The organism is Ruegeria sp. CDSB086 (assembly GCF_059611065.1).
In genome coordinates this window covers 104,502-122,484 of sequence record NZ_JBXWOV010000001.1, presented here as the reverse complement: position 1 = coordinate 122,484, position 17,983 = coordinate 104,502, and the positions used below count along the sequence as shown (strand labels likewise).

Annotated in this window: 18 protein-coding genes; 9 read left to right on the top strand and 9 right to left on the bottom strand. The window is 58.2% G+C overall.

Features of this window, described 5'->3' with window-relative positions:
• Window positions 1-19 precede the first annotated feature (19 nt).
• The 4 genes from ftsY (at window position 20) to AC2FIO_RS00605 (ending at window position 3,623) form a co-directional block, all read left to right on the top strand.
• Window positions 20-1,183 (top strand): signal recognition particle-docking protein FtsY, encoded by a 1,164-nt coding sequence (ftsY, locus tag AC2FIO_RS00620; RefSeq protein WP_496695007.1) that lies wholly within the window; start codon window positions 20-22, stop codon window positions 1,181-1,183.
• An 86-nt stretch (window positions 1,184-1,269) separates the two neighbouring features.
• On the top strand, window positions 1,270-2,172 hold the full coding sequence (locus tag AC2FIO_RS00615; protein ID WP_496695005.1) for an EamA family transporter: 903 nt from the start codon (window positions 1,270-1,272) through the stop codon (window positions 2,170-2,172).
• A 16-nt stretch (window positions 2,173-2,188) separates the two neighbouring features.
• Window positions 2,189-2,794, top strand: a complete 606-nt coding sequence (locus AC2FIO_RS00610; RefSeq protein WP_058274883.1) for an inner membrane-spanning protein YciB — start codon at window positions 2,189-2,191, stop codon at window positions 2,792-2,794.
• Between the two features lie 160 nt (window positions 2,795-2,954).
• Complete coding sequence (locus AC2FIO_RS00605) at window positions 2,955-3,623, top strand: Crp/Fnr family transcriptional regulator (RefSeq protein WP_058274845.1); 669 nt, start codon at window positions 2,955-2,957, stop codon at window positions 3,621-3,623.
• Between the two features lie 220 nt (window positions 3,624-3,843).
• Here the strand turns inward: AC2FIO_RS00605 and AC2FIO_RS00600 are convergent, their stop codons facing one another.
• From AC2FIO_RS00600 to rpiA, 6 genes are all read right to left on the bottom strand, one after another.
• A complete protein-coding gene (locus AC2FIO_RS00600; RefSeq protein ID WP_496695644.1) occupies window positions 3,844-5,280 on the bottom strand; it encodes a Do family serine endopeptidase in 1,437 nt (478 codons plus the stop codon).
• 185 nt (window positions 5,281-5,465) lie between these two features.
• The gene (locus AC2FIO_RS00595) at window positions 5,466-5,660 is read right to left on the bottom strand and encodes a DUF2065 domain-containing protein (RefSeq protein ID WP_496695002.1); all 195 of its coding nucleotides are present in this window, start codon (window positions 5,658-5,660) and stop codon (window positions 5,466-5,468) included.
• Window positions 5,660-6,556 carry a protease modulator HflC gene (gene hflC, locus AC2FIO_RS00590; protein WP_282118761.1) on the bottom strand — a complete coding sequence of 299 codons (897 nt, stop codon included), beginning with the start codon at window positions 6,554-6,556 and terminating at the stop codon, window positions 5,660-5,662. Before hflC ends, AC2FIO_RS00595 begins: the two co-directional genes overlap by 1 nt.
• Window positions 6,556-7,701, bottom strand: a complete 1,146-nt coding sequence (gene hflK, locus AC2FIO_RS00585) for an FtsH protease activity modulator HflK (protein ID WP_108858948.1) — start codon at window positions 7,699-7,701, stop codon at window positions 6,556-6,558. Before hflK ends, hflC begins: the two co-directional genes overlap by 1 nt.
• A gap of 72 nt (window positions 7,702-7,773) precedes the next feature.
• Window positions 7,774-9,132: a glutathione-disulfide reductase gene (gene gor / locus AC2FIO_RS00580; RefSeq protein WP_496695001.1), complete on the bottom strand. Its 1,359-nt coding sequence runs from the start codon at window positions 9,130-9,132 to the stop codon at window positions 7,774-7,776.
• A gap of 323 nt (window positions 9,133-9,455) precedes the next feature.
• The gene (gene rpiA / locus AC2FIO_RS00575; RefSeq protein ID WP_496695000.1) at window positions 9,456-10,241 is read right to left on the bottom strand and encodes a ribose-5-phosphate isomerase RpiA; all 786 of its coding nucleotides are present in this window, start codon (window positions 10,239-10,241) and stop codon (window positions 9,456-9,458) included.
• 167 nt (window positions 10,242-10,408) lie between these two features.
• Between rpiA and AC2FIO_RS00570 the strand changes: the two genes are divergently transcribed.
• From AC2FIO_RS00570 to AC2FIO_RS00555, 4 genes are read left to right on the top strand one after another with little or no spacing between them, the layout of a single operon-like run.
• Window positions 10,409-11,110: a glutathione S-transferase family protein gene (locus AC2FIO_RS00570; protein WP_496694998.1), complete on the top strand. Its 702-nt coding sequence runs from the start codon at window positions 10,409-10,411 to the stop codon at window positions 11,108-11,110.
• 1 nt (window position 11,111) lies between these two features.
• On the top strand, window positions 11,112-12,485 hold the full coding sequence (locus AC2FIO_RS00565; RefSeq protein WP_058274837.1) for an L-serine ammonia-lyase: 1,374 nt from the start codon (window positions 11,112-11,114) through the stop codon (window positions 12,483-12,485).
• Between the two features lie 24 nt (window positions 12,486-12,509).
• A complete protein-coding gene (locus tag AC2FIO_RS00560) occupies window positions 12,510-12,920 on the top strand; it encodes a GFA family protein (protein ID WP_496694996.1) in 411 nt (136 codons plus the stop codon).
• Between the two features lie 39 nt (window positions 12,921-12,959).
• Entirely contained in the window at window positions 12,960-13,874 is a 915-nt protein-coding gene (locus AC2FIO_RS00555; RefSeq protein ID WP_496694994.1) for a DMT family transporter, read from the top strand.
• Here AC2FIO_RS00555 and AC2FIO_RS00550 read toward each other — a convergent pair.
• The gene (locus tag AC2FIO_RS00550; RefSeq protein WP_282118767.1) at window positions 13,819-14,526 is read right to left on the bottom strand and encodes a thiamine diphosphokinase; all 708 of its coding nucleotides are present in this window, start codon (window positions 14,524-14,526) and stop codon (window positions 13,819-13,821) included. The genes AC2FIO_RS00555 and AC2FIO_RS00550 overlap by 56 nt on opposite strands.
• Before the next feature lie 121 nt (window positions 14,527-14,647).
• Between AC2FIO_RS00550 and AC2FIO_RS00545 the strand changes: the two genes are divergently transcribed.
• Window positions 14,648-16,279 carry a hypothetical protein gene (locus AC2FIO_RS00545; protein WP_282118768.1) on the top strand — a complete coding sequence of 544 codons (1,632 nt, stop codon included), beginning with the start codon at window positions 14,648-14,650 and terminating at the stop codon, window positions 16,277-16,279.
• Window positions 16,280-16,353: 74 nt separating this feature from the next.
• Here the strand turns inward: AC2FIO_RS00545 and AC2FIO_RS00540 are convergent, their stop codons facing one another.
• Both AC2FIO_RS00540 and AC2FIO_RS00535 read right to left on the bottom strand, forming a co-directional pair.
• Window positions 16,354-16,596 (bottom strand): DUF2842 domain-containing protein, encoded by a 243-nt coding sequence (locus tag AC2FIO_RS00540; protein WP_282118769.1) that lies wholly within the window; start codon window positions 16,594-16,596, stop codon window positions 16,354-16,356.
• Complete coding sequence (locus tag AC2FIO_RS00535) at window positions 16,596-17,888, bottom strand: adenylosuccinate synthase (RefSeq protein WP_058276100.1); 1,293 nt, start codon at window positions 17,886-17,888, stop codon at window positions 16,596-16,598. The genes AC2FIO_RS00540 and AC2FIO_RS00535 overlap by 1 nt, the downstream gene beginning before the upstream one ends.
• Window positions 17,889-17,983 lie beyond the last annotated feature (95 nt).

Below are 17,983 nucleotides of genomic sequence, written 5' to 3'. Positions count from 1 at the left end.
ACACCTGCGGAGACTAAAAATGGCGTTTTTCTCAAAGCTCAAGGACAAGCTGTTCAAATCCTCGTCCCGCCTCGAACAGGGGCTGGATGCCATCGTCGAAGACGGTGGCGAGGAAACGACCGCCCCCGATCCAGTTATCCCCGAGCCTGAGCCGCAGCCGGAACCGGTTCCCGAAGTTCCACAGCCGGTGCCAGAGACACCTGAACCCGCCCCTGTGCCACAGCCGGTCGAAACACCTGAACCCGCGCCGGTCGACCCAACCCCTGCTCCGCCCCCGCCTGAGGCCGCGCCATCCAAAGGGGTGTTGGGACGCCTGTTTGGCCGGAACGAAGCCAAGGCCGTCATCCGTCGTACGTTGGACGACGATATGCTTGAGCAGCTAGAGGAACTGCTGATCGCCTCGGATATGGGCGTCGACACCGCTTTGCGGGTCACATCCAACATGGCCGAGGGGCGATTGGGCCGGAAACTCTCCACGCAAGAGATCAAGCAATTGCTCGCCCAGGAAGTCGCCCGTGTGATGGAACCGGTTGCCAAGCCTCTGCCCATCTACCCCAAGCGCCCGCAGGTCGTGCTGGTCGTTGGCGTCAACGGGTCCGGCAAAACCACGACCATCGGCAAGCTCGCTAGCCAGTTCAAAGCTGCGGGCAAAAAGGTCGTTATCGCCGCCGGGGACACATTCCGCGCTGCCGCCGTCGAACAGCTCCAGGTCTGGGGCGACCGCGCCGGCGTGCCGGTGCTGACCGCACCAGAGGGGTCAGACCCGGCCTCCTTGGCTTTCGACGCCCTGACCCGCGCGCAGCAAGACGGCGCAGACCTGCTGATGATCGACACGGCCGGTCGCCTGCAAAACCGTGCGGACCTGATGGAGGAACTGGCCAAGATCGTCCGCGTAATCCGCAAAATCGACGAGACCGCCCCGCACAACACGCTGCTGGTGCTGGATGCCACCACGGGCCAGAACGCGCTGAGCCAGGTCCGGACATTCCGCGATCTCGCTGACGTGTCAGGCCTGGTGATGACCAAACTCGACGGCACCGCCAAAGGTGGCGTATTGGTTGCACTGGCCGACAAATTCGGCCTGCCAATCCATGCCATCGGCGTTGGAGAACAGATCGACGACCTCGCCCCCTTCGACCCTGAAGAGTTCGCCGCCGCCCTCACTGGCCTGGACCGAACCTGATCCCCCATTCATCTGGCCCTAAATATCCTCCGGGGGTCTGAGGGTGGAAAACCCCCGGCCTCTCCACCCAGCGAAAAGACTGACATTTGAGCGACTGGCTGATTTCTCTCGAAGGCACCGAAGCGGGCCATCAGCTGGCTCTTGGCCTCGCTCTGATGGCCGCCTTCCTGCATGCGGTATTTGGCGCGTTGCAGAAGGGCCGCCACGATCCCTGGCTGTCCCGTGGGGCAATCGACGCCTGCTATTGCCTGATGGCCGCCCCTTTTGCCTTTTTCGTGGTGCCGTGGCCTGAACCCTACATGTGGTCCATCTTCGCCGTGGTCTGGGTGATCCACATCGCCTACAAGGTCCTTCAGGCCATGGCCTATACAAAGGGTTCGTACACTGTCGTCTACCCGGTCGTACGCGGCACTGGCCCCCTATTCACGGTCATTGGCGCCTATCTGCTCTTTGGCGAGATCTTTACCGGGATTCAATGGTTTGGCGTTTTGGTTCTGCTGGCCGGTATCTTCGGCCTGGCCGCCTATAATTTGCGTTTTCTGGAAACCAACCGGGAAACGCTGGGCATCGCGCTGGTACTGGCCATCGCAACCGGCCTGTTTGTCGCGCTCTACACCACTTATGACGCCTATGGTATCCGGGCCACCGCCGACCCGTTCACCTTTCTGGCGTGGTTTTTTATGATCGACGGGTTTGCGATGCCGATTTACGCATTCCTCAGATGGCGCGCCATGATCGACCGCCCAGCCGTCGGCCCATTGATGTTGCGGGGCTTGGCCGGAGGCATCATCGCCCCTATGTCCTTCGGAGCAATCATGCTGGCCACCCGTCTGGACAAGGTCGGCGAAGCCGCCGTTCTGCGAGAAACCTCGACAGTCTTCGCGGCGCTTATCGGGTGGCTGGTGTTAAAAGAAACTGTGGGGCCAAGACGGGTCGCGCTGATGGCATTGATTGCATTGGGCGCCGTAATAGTTGAAATGGGCGGGTAAAAATCAGGAAACCGACATGCCAGGCAAAAAAGAAATCAATCCATTTCTGAAACAAGCGTTAGAGCTTGGGCCGCCACTGGCCTTTTTCTTCATCTACCTACGTCTGCGTGACGACAGTTTCCTGATCGGAGGCATTGAATATTCAGGCTTTATCATTGCGACGATCATCTTCGTCCCGCTGATGCTGGCCGCCATGGGCATCCTCTGGGTCCTGACCGGCAAACTGAGCCGGATGCAGATATTCACCGCCTTCATGGTCATCTTCTTTGGGGGCCTGACCGCTTGGTTCAATGATGAGCGGTTCTTCAAGATGAAAACCACGCTGGTTTACGGTTTTTTCTCGGTCATCCTTGGAATTGGCCTTCTGCAAGGGAAATCCTACCTGGCCTATGTCCTCGAAGATATGCTGCCGATGCGCCACGAGGGCTGGATGATCCTGACCCGCCGGTTGTGCGGCTGCTTTGCGGTTCTGGCCGTTGCCAATGAATTTGTCTGGCGAACCATGTCGACGGACCTGTGGGTCAAAATTGAAACTTTCGCCTTTCCGATCGCGCTGATGGCGTTCCTGATGCTTCAGTTCAGTCTGTTGCAACGCTACATGGATGATCCAGACCACCAATAGGCGAACACTGATAATCGGCGCGCAGCTTAAGCGTTTGCTTTCATATTGAGCCGTCACACAGCGCACAATCAGGCAAACCAATAAAAACCTTGGAATAATAGCCCGGCTGTGGAACATTGGGGCACCACTCAACACCAGCAGCCGGAGACCCCTCAACCACATGAAGGCACTCCCAAACAGCGGATTCCTGTCCGAGGCATCAGACCGACTCAGGGCTATGCTTTCGGCACTCGCGACCGAGATTTCCTTGGATCAAGGCCAGGTGCTGTTTGAGCAGGGGGACGAAGGCGATGCGCTGTATGTGATTTCTGAAGGTACGCTCGAGGTTTCATTCCTTGCGATGAGCGGGCGCAAGCTGTCTTTGACCCTTATGAAGCCGGGCGAAGTGTTTGGCGAAATTGCGTTGTTCGACAGCGGGCCGCGGACCGCCACAATAGCAGCGGCCGAGCCATCTAGCGTGCTGCGCGTGCGCCGCAGCGACGTGATGGACCAGATCCGCCAGCACCCCGATCTTGCCGTCGACATGATCCGTCTGGCGGGCCTGCGCATGCGCTGGATGGGGTCACAGCTAAACGAACAAGTGTTCTTGCCGATGCCCATTCGTCTGGCGCGCAAATTGCTGCATCTGTCTGCCCTTCAGGACGACCCCGCCATGCGCATCACCCTGTCCCAAAGCGAATTGGCCGAGTTCGTCGGTGCCACGCGCGAGGCTGTATCCAAGACGATTTCCACTTGGAAACGCGACAATGTTGTCGAGGCATCCCGCGGCGGGTTGATGATCCAGGACTTTAACGCCCTGAAAGAACTGGCCGAATCCGACTTAATCTGACCTTGTGACCTCCTTCACATACGGCGCATGCCAAAATAGCTAATGTCTTAGTTGTTACCGTAGGGGGCCAGAGAATCATCCCCGATATCTGTCCACTGGCCTCTCCCTGTACCAGAGCCATGCGCCTCCCCGGCGTGTGGCTCACTTACTTTCAGCGCCACGTGGAACGGAAAAGGCCGAGGCATTGCCCCGGCCTTGTCACAACGTTTGATGTGGTGCGTTACTCGCCCAAACTCAGCGCCACAAAGCGGGGGTCGCCACCGCGTCGTACAAGCAACAACAGCGATTTACGCCCGGCCTCACCCGCTTCTTCCATGCGTGCTTCCAGATCTTCAATCGACGTCACCTTTTGCTGTCCAGCCTCGGTGATCAGATCGCCGGCGCGCAACCCTTTGGAAAACGCCTCAGAGGCTTCATCCACTTCGGTCACAACCAGCCCATCGGCGTCTTCTTCCAGACCAAGATCCGTGCGTAGCGTGTCCGTCAGCGGCGAAATGGTCAGACCAAGAATGTCAGCATTCTCTTCCGTTGGAGCCTCAGACGTTTCCTCGTCGTCCTGATCGGCCCGTTCGGCATCCTCACGACGCCCCAGAGTAACCAGGACGGTCTGTGTTCCGCCATCGCGATGCACGACAACACGCACGGCTTTGCCCACGGTTGTCTCGCCGACCTGACGCACAAGGCCGCGTGTATCTTCGACCTCGACCCCATCAAAACTGAGGATCACGTCACCAGCCAGCAGACCAGCATCTTTCGCCGGCCCATCCGGAACATCGCTGATCAGCGCACCGCCCGGTTTGGCCAACCCCATTGCCTCGGCCATGTCCTCGGTTACGTCCTGAATGCGAACGCCCAGCCAACCACGGCGGGTTTCGCCGAATTCACGCAGTTGGTCGACCACCTTGACCACGACATTGGACGCCATTGAAAAGCCGATCCCGATCGAGCCGCCGTTGGGCGACAAAATCGCTGTATTCACACCAATCACTTCGCCATTCATGTTGAACAGCGGACCGCCCGAGTTGCCCCGGTTGATGGCCGCGTCGGTCTGGATGTAGTCGTCATACGAACCGCTCAGCGCCCTGTTGCGGGCCGAAACGATCCCGGCCGAAACCGAGAAGCCCTGCCCCAACGGGTTGCCCATGGCAATAACCCAATCACCGACACGGGCGACGTCACTGTCGCCAAACTGCACGTATTGCAGCGGGCCTGGGGCCTCGACCTTCAGCAGCGCAATATCGGTTTTCTCATCCGTGCCGATCACCTTGGCAGGCAGTTCCTCCGGCGGCTGTCCATCACCGGGGAAGAACTCCACCAGGATTTCATCGGCCTCGGCGATCACGTGGTTGTTGGTGACGATGTAGCCGTCCTCGGAAATCACGAACCCCGAACCCAGCGCGTTGCTGCGGCGCGGGCGATTTTCATCATCACCGTTCCGGTCCTGAAAATCGCGAAAGAAATCTTCGAACGGTGATCCCTCGGGCACAATGCCCTGCGGGCCGGTCTGGCCTTCGATCAACGTTGAGGTGGTAATGTTGACCACGGCCGGGCTGATCTTTTCTGCCAGCGGCGCCAGGCTTTCGCTCCGCGCCTGCGCAGCGACGGATTGGGCCAGAACAAGAATCATCCCTGCAATGGCCAGCCACATCAGCCGCATGAAACCAACACCCTCGTCCTGCCGGACCGAAATACTGCGTGCGTGTGCCTGCACTTGGGAACTCCTTGTCAACAAGTCTTGTAAAACTGCCCTCGGGCAAATCTTCTCAGGAACCAATGTAGTCGGTTTGTCCTTGCCCGCAACTCGGGATCGCGGGGAAATCACCTGCAAGTGAGGTCCCCGCATCAAAACCCAACCTGATAAGCCCCCCATAGCAGGACAAACCCACTAACTACGCTCAGCAAACCGGCCAGCCGCCGCGCCTGCTCGGGCAGTGACCGCAATACCTCTAACATGCGCTCAATAAGCGAAGGGGCCAGCGCATAGGCCAGCCCCTCTACAATCAATACCAGCCCGAAAGCCAGAAGGATCAGCCCCATTATTCGGAGGCCGCAGCAGCGGGAGCTTGCCGTCCGGTTGGCGAACCGAGGTAGTTGAAGAACTCGGAATCCGGGCTCAGAACCAACGAGCTATTGCCGCCCTGCAACGCGTTCTCATACGCGGTCAGCGAACGGTAGAATTCAAAGAACTCCGGGTCCGCGCCATAGGCTTCCGCAAAGATCGCGTTACGTTCGGCGTCCGCTACACCACGGGTGATTTCGGCTTCACGACGGGCATCTGACACCAGTTCCACCACGGTCCGGTCAGCTTGCGCACGCACACGCTGCGCCGCCTCGTTACCACGGGCACGTTCGTCTGTTGCTTCACGTTCCCGCTCGGCCTTCATGCGATCGAAGGTCGCCTCAAGGTTGGCCTGTGGCAAGTCGGTCGCCTTCAAACGCACGTCGATTACAGTCACGCCCAGCGCCTGTGCTTCGGCAATCGCGCTGTTTCGGATGCGCAGCATCAGTGCCGCACGGTCCGAGCTCAGGATGTCACGGGACGAAACCGAGCCCAGAACTTCGCGGGTTTCGGCCCGCAAAATACGATCCAGACGATCCTCGGCAACCGGGATACCACCGACACCAACGGCCTGGCGGAACTGGTTCAAATCTGAAATCCGGTAACGTGCGAATGCATCGACAACCAGACGCCGATCGTCCAGAGGGGTCACCTCAAGGGGCTGTACGTCAATAGACAGGATACGGTCGTCATAGCGGACAACTTCTTGAATCACCGGGATTTTGAACGCCAGACCGGGGTCTTCCTTGACCGCGACGACACGACCAAATTGCAAGACCAGCGCGCGTTCACGTTCATCCACGATGAAGATCGAAGACAGGCCTACGACGCCAAGGATCACGACAAGAATGAGGATAATGGGTGATTTACGCATCAGTTGCTCTCCCCGGCTGGGCTACGACGCAGCTCGTTCAGCGGCAGATAGGGCACAACACCCTGCCCTTGCCCGGATGAGTTCTGGTCCAGAATGATTTTGTCAACGTCACCCAGAATCTGCTCCATTCGCTCCAGATACAGACGCTTACGCGTCACATCGGGTGCTTTGGAGTATTCTTCCAGAACTGCGCTAAAGCGGCTGGCTTCACCCCGCGCACTGTTGATCTGTTGGGCACGATATCCTTCTGCCTCTTCCAGAACCTGCGCAGCTTCGCCGCGCGCTTCTGCCAACACCTTGTTCGCATAGGCATCGGCTACGTTCTGCAACCGGTCCCGTTCCTGCGCAGCAGCTTGAACGTCGCGGAAGGCGGCGATCACATCCTGAGGCGGGTCGGCTTTGTCAAAGTTGACGCGGACAATGTTGATCCCTGAATCATAGCTGTCCATTGTGGACTGGATCAGTTCCTGCAAGCGATCCGCGATAACACCACGATCCCGGTTCAGGATCGGTGCAAGCTCGCTTTGAGCGATAATCTCGCGCATCGCTGATTCCGACACCGCACGGATCGTTTGGCGCGGATCACGCAAGTTGAACAGGAACTTCGCAGGGTCGTTGATGTTCCAAACGACTTGATAGTCGATATCGACCACGTTTTCGTCGCCGGTCAGCATCAAGCCATCATCGCTGCCGCGCGCGCCGCCCATATCTTCGTTCTGTTCACGGGTGACCGGGATGACTTCGGCGGTAACGAAAGGCCACGGCGCAAAGTTTAGACCCGGATTTCCGACGGCCGAGAATTCGCCGAGGAACAACTCAACCGACTGTTCTTCGGGCTTGACCGTGTAAAAACTGGCCGCCCCCCACAATACCGCCGCGACGACGACACCAATAAGAACCGTACCTTTTGTGAAGATGGGGCCACCGCCGCCAGAGCCCTGACCGTTGCCACCTCGGCCTGAACCGCCGCGGCCGCCCATAAGGACGCGCAGCTGTTCCTGGCCTTTCTTCATCAGCTCATCAATCTCGGGGATCTGCGGACCATCGCCTTCGGGGGGCTTGCGCCCATCACCGTTGTCACCCCGATTTCCTCCGCCGCCCGAGGAGCCTCCGCCCCCCCAGGGGCCGCCGCTATTGCCCGCCATATGTATCTATTCCCTTGTGTTGGACCGTGTGATCACGGGTTCCCTTGTAACTTGTGTGCGCGCGGTTGCAAATCAAGCAGTGCGCACAGGTTGCCGCATTGTTACCAATTCCTCTGCCATCACCGGATGAACGGCAACCGTGCGGTCGAAATCTTCCTTGGTTGCGCCCATTTTTACGGCAATGCCAGCCAGCTGGATCATCTCACCCGCGCCCGGCGCGACGATGTGGCAGCCCAGAACCTTACGGGTCGCCTGGCTGACGATCAGCTTCATCAGCACGCGCTGCGTTCCACCGGCAAAGGCTTTTTGCATTGGTTTGAACGATGTCGCGTAAACCTCAATCGGTTCCTGTGCCGCGCCTTCTTCTTCGCTTAGCCCTACCGTTCCGAATTCCGGCTGCGTAAAGATCGCGGTCGGGATCAGTTCATGATCCACAGGCGTCGGGTTGCCTTTGAACACGGTTTCGACAAAGGCCATCCCCTCGCGGATCGCGACGGGTGTCAGGTTCACGCGGTCGGTCACGTCGCCGATCGCATAGATCGAGGGTACGCCAGTCTGGCTGTACTCATCCACCACGATCTCACCTTTGCGGCCACGTTCCACACCCAGCGCCTCAAGGCCCAGATTATCCGCATTCGGGGCACGCCCGGTGGCGTACATGACCACGTCGAACTGATCCTCGGTGCCATCGGTGGCCTTGACGCGGATCTTGTCGCCTTCTTTGGTCATTTCCAGCACATTGGTGCCCAAACGAACATCGATGCCGTTCTGGCGCATCTCTTCGCAGATCAGGCCACGTGCTTCTTCGTCGAATCCTCGCAGAATTTGCGCACCGCGATAGAATTGAGTGGTTTTGACGCCCATCCCGTTCATGATTCCGGCAAACTCGCTGGCGATGTAGCCGCCACCGACAATCAGAATGCTTTGGGGCAGCTTCTCAAGGTGGAAGATCTCGTTCGACGTGATCGCCAGGTCCGATCCCGGGAACTCGGGCACGACCGGACGACCGCCTGTAGCGATCAGGATGTGCTTGGCTGTCTTGCGTGTCCCATCCGCCAATTCGACCGTATGTGGATCCACAACGGTCGCCCGCTGGTCAAAACTTTCAACGCCGTTGTTTTTCAGGATATTGCGGTAGATGCCTTCAAGCCGGTCCAGTTCAGTCACCAGCTTGCCGTGAAAAGTATCCCAGTTCAAAGCACCGGCCTGAATGTCCCAGCCATAGGCTTGCGCATCACCGACCATACCCGAGAATTCGCTGGCGAAGACCATCAGCTTCTTGGGCACACAGCCTCGGATGACACAGGTGCCGCCGTAGCGGTCTTCTTCGGCCAGCCCCACTTTGGCACCGTTCTCACCAGCTGCCACACGTGCGGCCCGGACCCCACCTGAGCCTCCGCCGATAACGAACAGATCATAGTCAAAGCTCATTTGTCCTGCCTCTTCCAAATTTCCGCAAGCGCCCGCAGGCCTTGCATGGGGTGTACTCTATCTCGCGCTGCTGTCCAGAGTGATCGCCGGGGCTCCGGCCTCTTCGGTTGCTCGAACTTGCGCAGGGAACCGCTGCAGCGTTGTGAACAAACGCCCAGATATGGTTGCATTTGTTTTATTCAACGGCGGCCTCCGCGTCTTGGATTGGTCAAACCAAGTGCCAAATTGTACGTGTCCCAAATCGTTCGCGGTCACGACTTCACTCAAAGCAATGTAGCGTCCGAATAAAACGAGTGAAGAAAAGCGATCTGTGTCTGCTCCGCTTAATCCGCCAGATCCGAGAACAAGTTCTCGCCTGCCTCCACTGACTGATCAAGTTCGATCGTTCCATCGTTGATATCGCGCAGCTCGACCCGACCATCGCCGTGGCCGATCACAACTTTGTCACAGATGTCGATGAACAAACCATTCTCGACCACACCCGGAACCTGATTAAGCACCAGCGCCAGTTGCCTGGCATTTCCGATGCGCTGAAGGTGGAGGTCCAGAATGTGATTGCCCTCATCCGTGACAAACGGCGCCTCTCCGTTCATGCGCAGCGCGGCAGAAGTGCCCAGAACGTCCATCGTATCCAGCGCCTCTTGGATCAGCGTTCGCGTTGTCTGCCAGCCAAAAGGGATAACCTCGACCGGTAACGGGAACGCGCCTAGCGTTTCGACCTCTTTACCGGCATCTGCAATGACGATCATCTGATCGCTTGCCGTGGCCACGATCTTTTCCTGCAGATGCGCGCCGCCGCCGCCTTTGATTAGGTTCAGATCGCCGTCAAATTCATCCGCGCCGTCGATGGTCAGATCCAGCCAAACCGCCTGATCCAGCGAGACGACCTCGATCCCCAACTCACGGGCCAGTTGCGCGGTGCGGGTTGAGGTCGGAACAGCCTTGATCCGCAAACCTTCCTGCTGCACCCGCTCTCCCAGACGGCGGACCATCCAGGCGGCCGTTGATCCGGTGCCCAGCCCAACGCGCATCCCGTCCTGAACCATGTCAGCGGCCCGAAGCGCCGCGGCATATTTGGCTTTGTCTATGGGTGACAAATCTCCGGTCATTGTTGCATTCCCCCCTGGTATTGCGGAATTTATACGGAATGTCCGACGCAACTGCGAGCGCCAATTCGCCGATCCAACAGGCCAACTTGTCGCGAAACTACGCGTTTCCTATTGGAAACGTCGCAATCGAGACGTTCGACATCCCTGCTGGTGTATAAATACAGCCCATGAACGCGCCCTATAGATTGCACTTTGCCCCCGACAATGCCTCTCTGGTGATCAGACTGGTGCTGGAAGAGATGGGCCTGCCTTATCAGACGGCTTTGGTGGATCGACGGCAAAACGCACAGGATGGCGCGGCTTACAGAGGGTTGAATCCGAACGGCCTGATCCCGGTTCTTGAAACGCCACAAGGTCCGATCTTTGAAACAGCCGCCATCCTTTTGTGGCTGGCAGATACACATGCGCAACTGGCTCCCGCCTCTGACAACCCGGATCGGGCTGCGTTCCTGAAATGGCTCTTTTTCGCATCGAACACTTTACATGCCGATCTGCGCATCCTGTTCTATGCCGAAAAATACATCGACACGGCACAGGCCGAAACCTTGCGCAACGGTATTCGCCCGCGCCTGCGCCAACATCTTCGGGTTCTGGATGACGTTGCTAAAACTGCGCCCAGCTGGTTGCACGCCGATCAGCCCTCGGTCCTTACATACTACCTTGCCTGCCAGATGCGGTGGATGTCCCTTTACCCGGAGCGCGCTGATCGCAGTTGGTATCAATTGGCGGATACGCCTTACCTGCAATCCATTCTGATGCGCCTGGAAAGCCGTCCCGCAACCCGGGCTGCCATCGCGGCCGAGGGGTTGGGGGTTACCCCCTTCACCAGTCCATCTTATGCTCACCCTCCAGAAGGCTCTGCTAACTGATATGTTCTTGTCTGTTTTTGATATGTTCAAAGTGGGCATCGGCCCGTCCTCGTCACACACAATGGGGCCGATGGTTGCCGCCGCACGGTTTCTGGACCTGATGCGCGCCTCGCCGTTTGAATTCGCCGGTCTTCGCGGATCGCTGCACGGATCGCTGGCTTTTACTGGCGTAGGTCACGCAACAGACCGGGCTACGATCCTTGGGCTGGCCGGGTTTGTTCCTGACACCTATGACAACGACAAGGCCGAGGCCGCGTTGGCTGCTATTGCTGAAACGCACTCAGTCACGCCCGAGGGGTTGCCGACCCTGCAATTCGATCCAAAGGCCGATCTGATCTTTGACTACGACCACAACCTGCCGGGTCACGCCAACGGTATGATCCTGATGGCTACCGACGCACAAGGCGACGTGATCCTGCGGCAGGTCTATTATTCCGTAGGCGGCGGTTTTGTTCTGACCGAGGAAGAACTGGCCGAAGGCAAAGCCACCAATGACGGCCCTGCCGTGCCTTTCCCGTTCCACTCGGCGGCCGAAATGCTTGAGATGGCAAACGCCAGTGGCAAAAGCATCGCCCAGATGAAGCGCGAGAATGAAATCGCGCGGGGCTGTGCGGACAGTTTCGCCAAAGGCACCGCGCGCCTTTGGGAAGTCATGAACAACTGTATCGAACGTGGACTGAAGACGGATGGCATTCTGCCCGGCGGCCTGAAAGTGCGCCGCCGCGCCAAGGGCATCCACGACGCGTTGTTGGCCGAACGGGGTATGAACTTGAACGCGCCGCACACCATCAACGACTGGATGAGCGTCTATGCGATGGCGATAAACGAGGAAAACGCGGCTGGCGGGCAAGTCGTCACTGCGCCCACAAACGGGGCAGCTGGTACGATGCCTGCCGTACTGCGCTACTACCTCGATCACGTTCCGGGTGCCTCGGAAAGCCATATCGAGGACTTCCTCCTTACGGCAGCTGCCATTGGCGGGCTGGTCAAATACAACGCCTCGATCTCAGGCGCTGAGGCTGGGTGTCAGGCTGAAGTTGGAAGCGCCTCGGCAATGGCTGCAGCGGGCCTCTGCGCCGTGATGGGTGGTACGCCCGAGCAGGTCGAAAACGCCGCCGAAATTGCATTGGAGCATCATCTGGGCATGACCTGCGACCCGGTCGCTGGTCTGGTGCAAGTTCCTTGCATCGAACGCAACGGTTTGGCGGCCATCAAAGCCGTCTCGGCTGCTTCACTTGCGCTGCGTGGCGATGGGAAACACTTCGTGCCGCTGGATTCAGTGATCGAAACCATGCGCCAGACCGGGCATGATATGCATGAGAAGTACAAGGAAACGTCTCTGGGCGGGTTGGCCGTAAACGTGCCAAACTGCTGACAGTGACAGCAATGGAGGTCAACGATGCAAGGACATTGCCTGTGCGGCACCATCCGCTACGAGGTTGATCCTCCGGTCCTGTCCTGCGTGAGCTGCCATTGCGATAGTTGCCGCAGGCAATGTGCGGCGCCGATGACGACCCATTTTGGCGTGCGCGACGGGCAATGGCGCTGGACTGGCGAGTCTCCGAAAACCTTTAATTCCTCGCCCGGTGTCGAGCGCAGCTTTTGTCCCAATTGCGGCACGCCGATCTCGTTTCGATCCCAAGCAATGTCGGACGTGCTGCATTTGTATGTCGCCACATTAGAGGATCCCAACCAATTGCAGCCCACACTGCACGTGGCCCATGAAGAACGGCTGGATTGGCTGAAACTGGACGACGACCTGCCCGTCTGCATCGGACCCGACTACACGAAGGTGCAGCCGATTTCATAGACGCTTTCAACCGGGTGCCAAAACCCGTAGCGTCGCCGCATGACCCAGGATCGTCCCGTCTTTGGCATCTTCTTGATGCTGTGTTTTTGCGTGCTTGCACCGATGGGCGATTCCATCGCCAAGCTGCTGGGTGAGACGACACCGGTCGGCGTTCTGGTGTTTATTCGCTTTGCCGTTCAGGCGTTGATCCTGATACCTTTGGTGGCCCTGACCAGGCGGCACTGGCGCATGCGTGGACGTCTTGTGTGGCTGGCGTTCATCCGAACGGTTCTGCATATCGTCGCTATCGCGGCAATGTTCAGCGCACTGCAATACTTGCCGCTGGCGGATGCAGTCGCCATCGCCTTTGTCATGCCCTTCATAATGTTGTTGCTGGGCAAGTACGTGCTGGGTGAAGAGGTCGGTATGCGCCGCCTGATCGCCTGTGTTGTCGGGTTCGTGGGCACTCTGCTGGTCATCCAGCCCAGCTTTGTTCAGGTCGGTGCCGCCGCTCTGTTACCCTTGGTCGTTGCGATTGTCTTTTCCCTTTTCATGTTGGTGACACGACAGATTGCCAAGGACACCGACCCAATATCCTTGCAGGCCGTATCCGGAGTGATGGCGACGGTTCTGCTGCTGCCGGTTCTGGCGCTGGGAACACTCGGCAATGTTTGGGAGCTGTCTTTCATTGTTCCCGAGCGTGAAAGTCACCTGCTGCTGATCGGAATCGGTGTCCTGGGCACTGTCGCGCATCTATTCATGACGTGGTCGTTGCGCTATGCGCCGTCCGCCACGCTGGCCCCCATGCAGTATCTTGAGATCCCGGTGGCGACGTTCTTTGGCTGGTTGATCTTCCATGACCTTCCGGATGGCATGGCCGCTGTCGGCATTGGCATCACCGTCGCCGCAGGCCTGTATGTCATTCTGCGCGAGCGGGCCAGCGCCCGGTCTGCGCCGACAGAAACGCCTGCATAACCTGATCCAGAGCGTATCGCGGCACCATCACCAGCAATCCCGGCGCATCCACCGTCAGTTCAACATCCGCCAGCGCGCGGTTGGATGTGCCTACCTGCCCGCCTGGTTCCATCACCAAATCGTCGATGGGCCACTCCAGCCCTCTGCTGGTTCCGGTTACCCGTTGAAACGGAAAAAATGAAACGACATCGCCAGGGGTGATACACAGGGAAATCTGTGGAGGCGCGTGGAAGACGACCTCGGTCTCGCCCAACAGGATACAGGGGCGATCCTGTCTCTGAACCAACGTGTTAAGAACAGCAAGCTGATGGTCCAACCTCCCGCCCAAGAACCCTGCCCCCAACACAACAGGCGCGTCGATGCTGCGCAGAGCCTTGTCAAAATCCGTGCTGTTTTGTTCCCGTATGGGATACAACCGGTCCACTGGAATTTGGTCTTTGTGTCGGCTGTCCAGCGAATCGAAATCACCAATCACGGCATCAGGGAGGCGACCCGATTCTACCAATGGGGCGGCTCCACCATCGGCCGCCACGACCGTATTGGCGCGAATCAGCATCACCTCCAGGTCGTCAGGGCCGATTTCCCCACCTCCGACCAGTGCAATTGGCTCAAATGACCGTACAATTGGGCGTTTTTTACTTAGATTGATCATTTTTCCCGGATTTGGACACATTGAGACCACAAAATGATAGGTTCATGCAGAGAGTTCCGAGCCAATAGGTGTGCCTGCATAAGGTGGTTGGCTCTCGTAGTTTGTAGAGGACGTGCGTCTGATGGTACAGAACAACAAGGTATTGACCGTTTCTTATGGAACCTTCTCCTGCACTTTGGAAGGATTCGACGATTCATTCGAAACGATGAAGGCAATCGCAGAATACTTCCGTGATCTTTCTGCCGACGATCGGTATTTTGGTTCTGAACCCCCACAGCCTGACGCAGAAATGCTGACCCGGATCGCACAGCGTGACGCCGCAAAACATGTAGAAGCCAGCCAGAGCGATTCCGGCCTGTTGCTGCGCGCGACCCAGCAGGCTGCAAAGCCAGCCCCAGCTGTGGTTCCAACCGCGGCGCAAGCAGACCCCCAAGTAATGAGCCCCAGTGCCACCCCCCCTGCACAAGGGGCCGAGTCGTTCTTTGCTGATGCCGAGCCGGTTGAAAGCTCGCCTGCCCCAGCTGCCGACAGCATTGCCGCAAAACTGCAGCGCATCCGCGCCGTCGTTTCGCATTCCGAAGAAAACTCGGTGATTTATACGGAAGACGAAGACACAAGCCTGGGTAATCAGCCAGCTGCCCCGAAGGATGCGGTCGCCGCCGCGTTTGAGGCGGGTTCGCTCGAGGCGTCGGACCTTTCGGAATCGGACAAGCCCGAAGCAGCCGCTGAACCTATGGCACCAGCTTTTGAGGCAGAAGAAATCGAGGACACCCCTGCCGTGGCCGAGCCAGTGGCAGAAGCCGAAACAACGGAAGAACCGGTAGAACCCGTACAGCCGTTCTCTATGCAGCAGGACGCCGACTATGAAGACGAGGAAGAGGCGCCCACGCCATCGGCACTGTTCACCGATCTTGAAGAAACGGCCGAAACCGATGAGCCCGGCAATATCCTGAGTGAAGAGACCGAAGAGGATCAGATCGAAGAGGTCGCAGAGACCCAAGAGGGTTATCTGACCGCCGAGGATGAGGCCAATGTTCTAAGCGAGATTTCGAAGGTCGAGGCCGCAATGGACGGTCAATCATCGAACGAAACTGCCCTTGATCAGGATTTGTCCCGCCTGATGGACAAGGCCGACAGCCAGATGGATGACCCGGCGACCAGCACGCAGCGCGAAACCTATTCGCATCTGCGCACGGCCGTCGCCGCAACCGAAGCTGAGCGCGAGGACCGGCCCCAGCAAGAAGAGTCCGAGGAAAGCGGATATCGCGGCGATCTGACCTCGGTCGTCAGCCCGCGCCGCCCCGAGATTCAAGTCACCAGCATGCGCCCTCAGTCGGACACCTCGTCGCCGCTGAAACTGGTTGCGGAACAGCGTGTCGACGCAAGGGAACAGGACTCCGGTCCGGTGACCCCGCGCCGCGTTACGTCCAAGTCAGAAGACGAAGCAGGCGACTCCAACGAAGAAGGTGGTTTTGCCCTGTTTGCACAGGAACAAGGCGCACAATCGCTGCCCGACCTGTTGGAAGCTGCAGCCGCCTACTTGTCGTTCATCGAAGGTCAGGAACAATTCTCGCGCCCGCAGTTGATGAACAAGATTCGTTCGCTCAAGCAGGATGACTTCAACCGTGAAGAAAGCCTGCGCTCGTTCGGTCAATTGCTTCGGGACGGCAAGATCGAAAAAGCCGGTGGAGGTCGCTTCGCTGCATCAACGCAGATCGGGTTCCGTCCTGACGATGAGCGCGCCGCAGGCTGAACTTAAATAATCAAAAGAAAAAGGGGCCGATGCAATCATCGGCCCCTTTTTTGTAAGGTAAAAGAAGTGCTCTCTCAATCTTCCGACTGATCCGGGTCTGCTTGCCCAACGCCTTTGAACACGAACTTGAAGGGCAAGGCCCACACGATGCCCAGACCGACATAGACCAGCAGTTCAAGCCAGATCGGCGGGCGATCAAGCCAGTTCACAACCGTCACCACAGCCACGATGTAAAGCGGCAATCCAATCAGCAAAAGCGCCAGAGACCAGCGGCGGCGCGCCTTATAGCTGAGGCCTAGTTTCTGTTCCTCTGCCATCAGTCTGCAAACGGGTCTGTCACCAGAATGGTGTCATCCCGCTCCGGGCTGGTGGACAAAAGGGCGACGGGACAATCGATCAGCTCTTCGACCCGGCGCACATATTTGATGGCATTGGCCGGCAGATCCGCCCAGCTGCGCGCCCCTTCGGTGGATTCGCTCCAACCCGGCATCTCTTCATAAATCGGCTTGCAGCGCGCCTGTTGGTCGGCGGCGGTCGGAAGATAATCCAGACGTTCTCCGTCCAGCTCATAGCCAACGCAGATCTTCAGGGTTTCGAATCCGTCCAGAACGTCCAGCTTGGTCAGTGAGATACCGTTCACACCGCTGGTCGCGCAGGTCTGGCGCACCAGGCAGGCATCGAACCAACCACAACGACGTTTGCGGCCTGTGGTCGTCCCGAACTCGTGCCCACGCTCACCAAGCCGCTGACCATCGTCGTCGTCCAGCTCGGTTGGGAACGGCCCCTCGCCTACACGGGTTGTGTAGGCTTTGACGATGCCCAGAACGAAATCGATAGAACCCGGACCGATTCCTACGCCTGTGGAAGCTTGACCGGCAATAACATTGGACGACGTCACAAACGGGTAAGTTCCGAAATCGATATCCAGAAGCGCACCTTGCGCGCCTTCGAACAGGATACGCTTGCCGGCCTTGCGCTTTTCGTTCAACACTTTCCAGACGGGTGCAGCAAACGGCAGAATTTGCGGCGCGATCTCTTTAAGCTGAGCGATCAGAGCATTACGATCAATCGGCTCCAGCCCAAGGCCGTTTCTCAGCGCGTTGTGGTGAACCAAGGCGCGATCAACTCGCAATGCCAGCGTTGCATCGTCTGCAAGATCAGCCACTCGGATCACACGTCGGCCAACCTTGTCTTCGTAGCAAGGACCAATGCCGCGGCCGGTTGTCCCGATTTTCGCAACCGAGTTTTGACTTTCACGCGCCCGATCCAGTTCACCATGGAACGGCAGGATCAGCGGTGTATTTTCAGCAATCATTAGATTTTCAGGGGTGATTTCGACGCCCTGAGCCTGAATGGTTCCGATCTCTTTGATCAGGTGCCAAGGATCCAGCACAACACCGTTTCCGATGACACTCAGTTTTCCGCCGCGAACAACACCGGACGGCAGCGCATGCAGCTTGTAGACTTCACCATCGATGACCAGCGTGTGACCGGCGTTATGTCCGCCCTGAAAGCGTGCAATTACGTCTGCACGCTCGCTGAGCCAGTCGACGATCTTGCCTTTTCCTTCGTCACCCCACTGGGCGCCGACAACAACCACATTGGCCATATCCGGTCCTTTTGCGCTGAGATATCAAACTCGGCTCGTATAACGGGGGTAACGCGACAGGGAAACCGGTAATTCGACGCAGTTGAGCAGTTCCG